Genomic DNA, 6,869 nt, shown 5'->3' with positions numbered 1-6,869 from the left:
TTTAGCTTTCTACAGTCAGGGTTAAATCATGGCGGGCCTAAGCCCGCCATGCACTTGCGCATTAGAACGCAAACCTAACACCGATTTCAGCACCAGTGTACGCCATCTTTCTTCATCGCTCAGTTTGCTTAAAGCGACAGCAACCCAAACTGTGCGTTCCATTGTTATTATCAGACTGCTCATGTGGCCATTTGTTCGGCGACGTCCTTAGATGAGAGCCAAACTCAGAGAACCTGGCACTTGCATTTGCTGAGTCGTAACCACAATATGGCTTTGGCCTCCCCCTACCCCTCTAGCATAAACCTTCTTACCGATACCAGGCTCCTGATAGCCAACAGCCTGCGCAAAAGCGACGATATCTTTTTTTCATATTAATAATGCGTGGTGGCTCTCAATACGGCAAGATAGACACACCTATATTGTTCCTGGAGAGAGAACACAGACTGAAACTTTGCGTTCGGCGGTTGAGGGGTGGTAAGATGATTCTAATGCAGCAGGATACTGTTGTAAAACAAGCAGCAAAACTGAAACTTTTTACCACAACACAAACAGCCATGTGTCATATAAGCCATCTTGAGGCTTAGAACCACGTGGAAATCTAAACCAAAAGCGGGCCGCCTAATGGAGAAGGGCGCAGCTCTTGTATGAGTTCTGAAAATCACCAACTGCAGCGTGCTTTTCAGCAAGGCATTCATCAAATTGCAGACAAATTGCACAGAGTCTACTCAACATGTCGTGACTCCCTTTCAAAACAGTACTTTTATCTTTTTTCACTTCGCGCCGTGCTTCATCAATCAATGTCAAAAGCTCTTTCTCAATGTGCTGAAGCTCGCGAAACTTTTTTAAATCCAACTCACGGAGTGCTGCTATCTCTTGCTCAATAACATACATGGTCTGCATTTTAAGTTCTATTATGTGTTCAAGAAATTGTCCCACCTATATACCACGCGCTCACTACTGAGTGTCAGCTTTAAGCGCAAAGTATTAACCTTTCCTTTACAGCGTAGGACATACGATTTCCGACGTAGAATAGCCATGCCAAAATTTCATCATGAGTAGCATAAGGCTAAATAACTGAACCCAAGAAGCACAAATCACGTGTCGGGCCCCTTTATAACACTGCGAGAACTAGTAGAGGGATTTATGTGGAAAAAGAGACCGTGTTGCGAAATTACATTGGCATAGAAACAGTGCTGACATAAAGTAACTGAGTTTTGCATAGGTGTTGCAGCAATATTTATATCCACTACAAACGCGCAAAATCACATGTTTCTATGTTTGTGACTTGCGTACCACATAACTTACAGGCGCTTCTTCTCACATAATCAACGAATTGCAGGCACAAAGAGCAACAAAACAAACTAACAGCCGTGAAGCAATTTAATTTCGACCTCAACAGCTAATCTACGCCAATGCCCTTTGAACATCACAGTGCGTTATCACGCAGCTACCGGTAACACCGCGTGAAAGGCACCTACTACATGCACTACTTAATTTTGCACATAAACGGCTTAGCTTACCCACGCCGTACCTCAACCGAACGAGGCCTGGCACGCAAGGGACCGCGCCTCGTACTGAAATATCATGCAACAAGCCAAGTAGCCGCAGCCCCCCTAAAGACCAGTGCCTCAGGAAAACAACTCTCGAGCGGCAGAACTGCTCCCTTCTTACTAAGCGGTACCCTTAGACCTGACAAATCGCTTCCTTTCATTGGGATCAAGAAATCTCTTGCGCAACCTCACAGACTTCGGTGTGCATTCAACCAACTCATCGTCGTTTATGAAGCCAATCATCTCCTCCAACGACATCATCTTAGGAGGCACTAGCCTGACAGCCTCATCCGAGCCAGCAGCACGAACATTGGTAAGCTGCTTGCCCTTGAGTACATTAACCTCAATGTCATTATTCCTGCTGTGCAATCCGACTATCATACCCATATAAACTTTGTCTTGGGGCTTAATAAACATAGCGCCTCTATCCTGCAAATTGAAGAGAGCGTATGCCACAGCTTCCCCCTGCCCTGTAGATATAAGAACACCATTCACCCTACCAGCTATATCGCCCTTATGGGGAGCGTAGCCATGAAATAAGCGGTTCATGATCCCAGTTCCCCTGGAATCTGTAAGGAACTCGCCGTGGTAACCTATCAGCCCTCTAGAAGGAATCAGGAATACCATTCTCACCCTTCCCTTTCCAGAAGGAGTCATATCCTGCATATCACCCTTGCGGAAACTCAGCTTCTCCATTATCACACCGCTGAATTCCTCATCAACGTCTATAATAACCTCTTCTATAGGCTCCAATAGCGTTGAACCATCTTTTTTAAATATTACACGCGGCCGCGACACCGACATCTCAAATCCCTCACGCCGCATCGTCTCAATCAAGACACCTAGTTGCAGTTCACCCCTGCCACCAACTTCGTATGCTTCGCTCCTCTCGCCTTCCTTCACTGTAATAGCAACATTGGTCTCTGCCTCCGCCAACAACCTCTGCTTAATAGCAGTAGAAGTAAGCTTAGTTCCCTCAGTCCCAGCAATGGGCGAATCATTCACCCCTATAGTTACTGCCATAGTCGGAGGATCAACCGGAGTGGACTCTATAGGCTCGCTTACGGCAGTATCAACGACACTGTCAGAAACCGACGCATTTTCCAACCCCGCTATAGCGATTATGTCACCAGCATCAGCCTCTTCAACTGGCACCCTTTTGAGACCTGAAAATGATAGAAGCTTGGTAAGACGCCCGCCTTCAACCACTTCACCAGCAAGATTTAGAACCTTCACCTGCGAATTGATTTTTGCGCGACCTTTGTATATCTTACCGGTCAGGACCCTTCCCAGAAACTTGTCAGACTCCAATAGAGTAAGCAACATACTGAAAGGCGCGTCCAAGTCATAATTCTTGGGTTTTATGTGTTGTAGTATGCTCTCAAACAGCGGAGAGAGGTCCTTGCGCTCATCAGTGAGACTATTGGCGCACCAGCCATTTCTCCCCGAAGCATAAAGAACAGGAAAATCCAGCTGTTCACTGGTAGCATCCAAATTAATGAAAAGCTCGTATACCTCGTCTAATACCTCGCTGACCCTACTATCAGGCCTATCCACCTTGTTAACCACAACAATGGGGAGCAGATTTGCTTTAAGCGCTTTAGAAAGCACAAATTTTGTCTGCGGCATCGGGCCCTCAGAAGCATCTACTAACAATAGAACTCCATCTGCCATTGACAAAACGCGCTCTACTTCGCCTCCAAAATCCGCGTGCCCTGGAGTGTCAATCACGTTGATCTTATGATTACCCCAAGTTATCGCAGTACACTTAGCAAGGATAGTTATCCCCCTTTCTTTCTCAAGATCGTTGCTGTCCATAACGCGTTCACCAACGTCTTGATTCTCCCTAAGTGCACCACTTTGCTTCAACATATTGTCTAACAGAGTGGTTTTTCCATGATCTACGTGTGCTACGATTGCTAGATTGCGGATGGAATCGAAACCACTAGACATTACACTTTCCCCTAAACGAATGGGATAAATCTATATGATTAAATTAAATAATCAATGACAAAAATACAACTGCACACCTTAGCTCATCACACTACTGGAAGACTTTTCGAAAAACTCATATGCAAAGTCTTCCTTCTCAGGGCTATACCTAATTTCAACCCTACCACCACGAGTGAGCTTGCCAAATAGCATCTCAAATGCCAGGTGCTTCTTTATTTTCTGGGTCAATATACCCTGAATTCTACGCACCCCGTAGTCTTCTCTCTGTCCCATTTTTGCAAGGAATCTCAGAGATTCCTGATCTATATCAATAGACACATCCTTTCTAGCAAGTTGCTCCCTAAGCTCATTAATGAACTTCTCCACAATCTGCATGATAACTTCGAAGTTTAGATAGGAGAACGACACCACTGCATCGAGCCTGTTACAGAACTCGGGACCAAAAATCTTCTCAATGACTTTACGAACACTATCCGACTGAAAACTGCGATCTCTGTCAAAGCCGATAGCATTACTACTCTGCTCTACAGCCCCAGCATTAGTCGTAAGTATTATTACCACGTTTCTAAAGCTAACTTTCCTACCATAAGTATCAGTAATACAACCGTAGTCCATAATCTGCAGAAGAATGTTATACAGGCTACTGTGAGCTTTTTCTATTTCATCCAACAAAAGAACGCTGTACGGATTACGCGCGATAGTATCGGTCAATAACCCCCCTTGCTCGTATCCCACATATCCCGGAGGAGAACCTATCATTCTAGATACGGTGTGAGATTCCATATATTCAGACATGTCAAATCTCACCAACTTCATCCCCATATTCTTAGCAAGCTGCTTAACAAGCTCGGTCTTGCCCACACCCGTGGGACCTGCAAACAAATAACAGGCCAGAGGTTTCTGAACGCTACCAATACCTGCTTTGGCAATTCTTATGGCGTCTACAACGTGGGTGATGGCCTCATCCTGTCCAAAGATCTCCTTTTTCAGGTTTTCTTCAAGATTCTTTACTTTCTGTATGTCGCTACTGGAAAACAGGTCGTAGCACGGAATCTCAGTTATCTTTGATACAATAGCTTCTATGTCCTTACCAGTAACTATCCTCCTGCCCGACTCCGACTCCTTGAGCTTGCTATAAACTCCGGCTTCATCGAGAACATCCACCGCCTTATCTGGCAGCATTCTCTCCGCAATGTACCTGTCCGATAACTCCGCAGCGCAAGTTATGGCCTGGTTTGTATAGCGAACGTCGTGATACACCTCGTAATAGGATTTTATACCACCCAATATCTGGATAGTTTCTTCGACCGTTGACTCACCAACATTAATCTTCTGATACCGCCTCGCAAGAGCGCGATCTTTCTCAAAATTACTGTTATATTCCTTATGTGTTGTGGCACCTATACACCTGATTGTTCCTCTAGCCAAGGCTGGCTTTAGTAGATTACTGGCATCCAAGGGACTGCCGCTGGTTGAGCCTGCACCAATGATTGTATGTATCTCATCTATGAATAGCACAGCATTCTTACGGTTTTCGATTGCCCGGATGACAGATTTTATTCTCTCTTCAAAGTCACCGCGGTACCTAGTCCCTGCCAATAGAGACCCCATATCCAGAGAGAATACCTCGACACTGCGCAATTGGGATACTATATCCCCTTCGACTATCCTAAGAACTAAACCCTCAACAATAGCGGTTTTTCCCACCCCGGAATCCCCAACGTAAAGAGGATTATTTTTCCGGCGACGCAGTAAAACTTCTATGGTGCGCTCTTGTTCGTACTTTCTTCCAATTACGTAATCAATCTTACCCTCTTTCGCCAGGTTATTGAGGTTTACACAGTATGCCTCAAGGCTCTCCCCATCCTTAGACACGCCGTCCTTTGCTATGTTAGGGAATGATATTGCACTCCTTCTCCCCCCATCAACATCCCTAGAAACATCAGACTGATCACAGCTATCATCGTAGAGATGCTCATTACCGGCAACGCAGCTTACAACATCTATGTATTTTACATTGTGCTCATTGAGAAAGGAAAAACTATGAGAATCCTTCTCCAGGAACATTTCCGCAAGAACATTAACCCCGTTTATCTCATCACGCCCAGAAGCATGAGCGTGCACTATCGCACGATGCACAACTTTTTCAAAAGCCCTGCTAGGCTTCACTTCCGCAACACGCTGACTCATAGCTATGGTCATCTCATATCGCAGAAAATTCATAACAGTAAGACGTAGTCTATCTATCGATACTCTGCACACATAAAGAACCCGTCTCACATCCGCATCATCAGTAAGAGCAAGCAACAGGTGCTCTAGGGTGGCGCATTCATGACGAAAGTCAAACGCTATCGATATAGCCCTATGCAAACTAGCCTCAAGATTCTTCGACAACACAAGACGCAACCACCAAATTTAAAGTTAGCACAGGGTAGCATCTAAGCATTAAAATATATTGAAAACAAATTGGATTGAGCTAAAAAAAGGCGTAGACTAAAGAACGTGTAATCTTCTTCCATAGGCTGTAGAGTGGAGTTTATGCATACTTTTTATAGTCATATACCCGAGTTTTTTACCTTATTAACCCTCGAGATGATACTCGGAGTAGACAACCTTATATTCATATCCTTGATCTGTAACAAGCTGCCTAATAACATTCGCAATAAAACTCGTATTTCCGGTATTGCCCTGGCGCTAGTTATGAGATTTTTAATGCTTTGTGGTGCGTCTTCCATTTTATCAATGCACAGAGCTGTTATCCCCCTTTTAGACGTTTCCCCAAGAAACTTGTTTATGATCGCAGGAGGAGGATTTCTGCTGTACAAAAGCACTAAGGAAACGTTTTCAGAAATCTTTCCTCTAAAAGAAGAAACCACGGTCCGCACATTCCCTGACATGTTTTGGTCAATACTACAGATAATAGGCATCGATCTCATGCTGTCTCTGGACTCAGTGATATCCGCATTTGGCATAACAAGCAGCGTCTTAATGATATGTGTGGTGTTTACAATCTATGCTGCAGTGGCGATGTTGCTCTCAAAGGATTTGGGAAATGTAATTCAAAAGTATGCCGGCTTTAAAATTATTGCACTGCTGTTCATAGGAGTACTGGGAGCTGTGTTGTTTATGGATGGCCTAGGAGTGAAGGTAAACCATAATTACCTATATATTGCACTTCTGTTTTCTATTACCGTTGAGACGCTGAACTGTTTGCACAAGAAATACCACAACAAAAAACTCTAACCTGTCCACTCTTTGCTGATAGACTGCAATCTCACATAACTGATTGGCGACAGCGGGAGACCTCGTCTGATGACCAACTCAAAGGACTTACCAGCACAACCACTCGGAAACAGAACGACGGGA

Annotated in this window: 4 protein-coding genes; 1 reads left to right on the top strand and 3 read right to left on the bottom strand. The window is 44.5% G+C overall.

Annotated elements, in window-relative coordinates; translation table 11 throughout:
• Nucleotides 1-618: 618 nt before the first annotated feature.
• The 3 genes from ANPL_RS01935 to ANPL_RS01925 all read right to left on the bottom strand — a co-directional run bounded on the left by ANPL_RS01935 (nucleotide 619) and on the right by ANPL_RS01925 (nucleotide 5,900).
• Nucleotides 619-936: a hypothetical protein gene (locus tag ANPL_RS01935; protein WP_169193118.1), complete on the bottom strand. Its 318-nt coding sequence runs from the start codon at nucleotides 934-936 to the stop codon at nucleotides 619-621.
• A gap of 734 nt (nucleotides 937-1,670) precedes the next feature.
• Complete coding sequence (typA, locus tag ANPL_RS01930; protein WP_169193117.1) at nucleotides 1,671-3,503, bottom strand: translational GTPase TypA; 1,833 nt, start codon at nucleotides 3,501-3,503, stop codon at nucleotides 1,671-1,673.
• 78 nt (nucleotides 3,504-3,581) lie between these two features.
• Nucleotides 3,582-5,900, bottom strand: coding sequence for an AAA family ATPase (locus ANPL_RS01925; protein ID WP_169193116.1), 2,319 nt, complete (start codon nucleotides 5,898-5,900; stop codon nucleotides 3,582-3,584).
• 141 nt (nucleotides 5,901-6,041) lie between these two features.
• Here ANPL_RS01925 and ANPL_RS01920 point away from each other — a divergent pair, with 141 nt between their 5' ends.
• A complete protein-coding gene (locus tag ANPL_RS01920) occupies nucleotides 6,042-6,746 on the top strand; it encodes a TerC family protein (RefSeq protein ID WP_169193115.1) in 705 nt (234 codons plus the stop codon).
• Nucleotides 6,747-6,869 lie beyond the last annotated feature (123 nt).

This window comes from Anaplasma platys (assembly GCF_012790675.1).
Lineage (GTDB): Bacteria > Pseudomonadota > Alphaproteobacteria > Rickettsiales > Anaplasmataceae > Anaplasma > Anaplasma platys.
Note: the sequence above shows the minus strand (reverse complement) of the source record. Positions and strands in the feature narration are given on the sequence as shown.